Source organism: Synechococcus sp. CCY9201 (assembly GCF_034931105.1).
Classification (GTDB): domain Bacteria; phylum Cyanobacteriota; class Cyanobacteriia; order PCC-6307; family Cyanobiaceae; genus CBW1002.
On the sequence record NZ_JAYGIC010000091.1, the window covers coordinates 1 to 2482 of the forward strand.

Below are 2482 nucleotides of genomic sequence, written 5' to 3' on the forward strand. Positions count from 1 at the left end.
GCGGCCGCCGCCGCCACTCCACCGCCACCCACCTGGAACACCTCTCCCCTGGTGCCAGACCTGCCGGACGACGACGACATCCCCTTCTGAATCAGGCCAGCCCAGCAATCGTCCGCCCAACGATCAGCTCTGGGGGAATCGCTCGCCGGCCTGATCAAGGAGCTGGCCGAGTTCCCGCTCCAGAGCGGCCAGATCCAGCCGCCACTGGGGCCAGAGGCCGGCATCGATCTGGCGCAGAAGCCAGAGCCGGTCGGCCTGCAGCTGGCTGATCAGGTCGGCGGTGCTCATCCCAGGGGTACTCGGATCGGCAATACCTGGATCGCCAACCGCCGCTGCGGTTCCCGCAGCGGCGTCGGCGCTGACATCAGCGGTGCTGGCGGCAGCGGCGTTCGGAGCGGTCACGGCGGAGCGGGATGGAGTCCATCGCCATCCTGCTACCCCCTGCAGGAGGATGGCGACATGCAAGCGCTCACATCCCCCGGCAGCCTGGTGACGATCGCCGGCGCCGCCCTCACGGTGATCGGCTCGATCGCCTACGCCACGGACAGCCCCAACCTCAGCCTGGCCGGGGTGTTTTACGGGGTGCCCGTCCTACTGGGTGGGCTGGCCCTGAAGTCGTCGGAGCTGCCCCCTGCCCAGCGCCTGACCCCAGCCAGTCAGTACAAGGAACTGCGCCAGCAGGAGGCCAACGAGCCGCTGCGCAAGTTGCTGGGCGACGTGACCCGCTGGCGCTACGGCCAGAAAGCACACCTGGAAAGTTCCCTCGAAGCCCTCAAGCTCTGGGACGACGATGCCCCTCCCCAGCTGCTCAGCATCGCCGAGCTCGAGCAGAACGGCGGCTACGGCCTGCGGCTGCGCTTCAGCACCGGTGCCGTGCCCTATGACCAGTGGGAAGCACGCCAGGACCGGCTGGGCCGCTTCTTCGGGCCGGGCCTGCAGGCGGAGCTGAGCCGGCTGGGCGGCGATCAGATCCAGCTCAGCCTCCTGCCGGCCGCTGCCACCCCAGAAACCACCCCCAACGTCTGACGTCCAGTCCTGACCGGGCCGCTGGCCACGCCACGACCAAGGGGTACATGACTCGAGGCCCGAGGTCCAACGCCCAACGCCAACCGAAGCCGCGTCGACGGACCGCGTCCCCCCACTCTCTCCCCACCCTTTCCTCCAGACCGTTGAGCACCGAACCCTCGATCAGCCATCAGGACACCCTGCGGGTGTCGGTTCTCAGTGAGGCGCTGCCTTACATCCAGCGCTTCGCCGGACGGCGCATCGTGGTCAAGTACGGCGGCGCCGCCATGGTGCAGGAGGAGCTGCGCGATGCCGTGTTCCGCGATCTGGCCCTGCTGGCCTCCGTCGGCGTTCAGCCGGTGGTGGTGCACGGCGGCGGCCCGGAGATCAACCAGTGGCTCGGGCGCCTGGCGATCGAGCCCCAGTTCCGCGATGGCCTCAGGGTTACCGACGCCGCCACCATGGACGTGGTGGAGATGGTGCTCGTTGGACGGGTCAACAAGCAGATCGTGAATGGCCTCAACCAGGTGGGGGTGCGGGCGGTGGGCCTCTCCGGCAGCGATGGATCCCTGGTGCGGGCCCGTCCCTACGGCGACGGTGATCACGGCCTGGTGGGTGATGTGGCTGCTGTCGATCCCGCCGTGCTCCGGCCGCTGCTCGACAACGGCTATGTACCGGTGATCTCCAGCGTGGCCCCCGATTCCGCTGGCCGGGCCCACAACATCAATGCCGACACCGTGGCCGGGGAGCTGGCCGCCTCACTCCAGGCTGAAAAACTGATTCTGCTCACCGACACGCCGGGCATTCTGCGGGACCGGCACGACCCGGCCTCGCTGCTGCGCCAGCTCACCCTCTCCGAGGCGCGGGCCCTGATCGCCGAGGGAATCGTCGAGGGGGGCATGACCCCCAAGACCGAGTGCTGCATCCGTGCCCTGGCCCAGGGGGTCGCCGCCGCCCACATCGTCGATGGCCGTGTCCCCCACGCCCTGCTGCTGGAGGTGTTCACCAACTCCGGCATCGGCACCATGGTGGTGGGCAGCTCCCGCACCCTGCAGAACGACTGACGACACCGCCATGGAGGGCTTGAGCGGAGCGGGACTGGCGGACGACCCTCTGGCGGCGGCCCGCCGCGGCCTTGAACGGGGCGACTATGGCCAGGTACTGCGCCTGCTGGAGCCGCTCGCGACCCTGCATTCACCGCGCACCGCCCTGGGCGGAGAGGTGCGGCTGCTGATGACCACGGCTCTGATGGGTCAGGGGCAGAGCGAACGGGCCCAGGCCTGCTGCCGTGAGCTGCTGCGCTGGAACGACCCCCTGCTGCGGACCCAGGCGCGGGATCTGCTGCTGGTCCTGGAGGCCCCAGCGCTCAGCCGCCCCCGCGATTGGTCCCTCACCCTTCCCGAGCTTGGAGATGCGCCCTCTCTGGAGGGCAGCCGGGCTGCCGCGCTGCGGCGGCGGGCCAACAGCGGCCCACCGC

3 protein-coding genes and 1 pseudogene are annotated in these 2482 nt (G+C 69.7%); 3 read left to right on the forward strand and 1 reads right to left on the reverse strand.

Annotated features, from left to right (window positions below; all coding sequences use genetic code 11):
- Window positions 1-123: 123 nt before the first annotated feature.
- On the reverse strand, window positions 124-402 hold the full coding sequence (locus tag VB716_RS09105; RefSeq protein WP_323270297.1) for a hypothetical protein: 279 nt from the start codon (window positions 400-402) through the stop codon (window positions 124-126).
- 57 nt (window positions 403-459) lie between these two features.
- On the opposite strand from VB716_RS09105, the gene VB716_RS09110 reads away from it, so the two are divergent.
- From VB716_RS09110 to VB716_RS09120, 3 genes and pseudogenes are all read left to right on the forward strand, one after another.
- Complete coding sequence (locus tag VB716_RS09110) at window positions 460-1026, forward strand: DUF2854 domain-containing protein (RefSeq protein WP_323270298.1); 567 nt, start codon at window positions 460-462, stop codon at window positions 1024-1026.
- Window positions 1027-1169: 143 nt separating this feature from the next.
- Window positions 1170-2069, forward strand: a complete 900-nt coding sequence (argB, locus tag VB716_RS09115; protein WP_323270299.1) for an acetylglutamate kinase — start codon at window positions 1170-1172, stop codon at window positions 2067-2069.
- A gap of 10 nt (window positions 2070-2079) precedes the next feature.
- Window positions 2080-2482, forward strand: a pseudogene (locus VB716_RS09120) (DUF3153 domain-containing protein); the annotation flags it as partial.

What these genes read in the sequence shown, in the direction of transcription:
- VB716_RS09110 (WP_323270298.1), top strand. Translation starts at nt 460, where the DNA reads ATGCAAGCGCTCACATCCCCCGGCAGCCTGGTGACGATCGCCGGCGCC.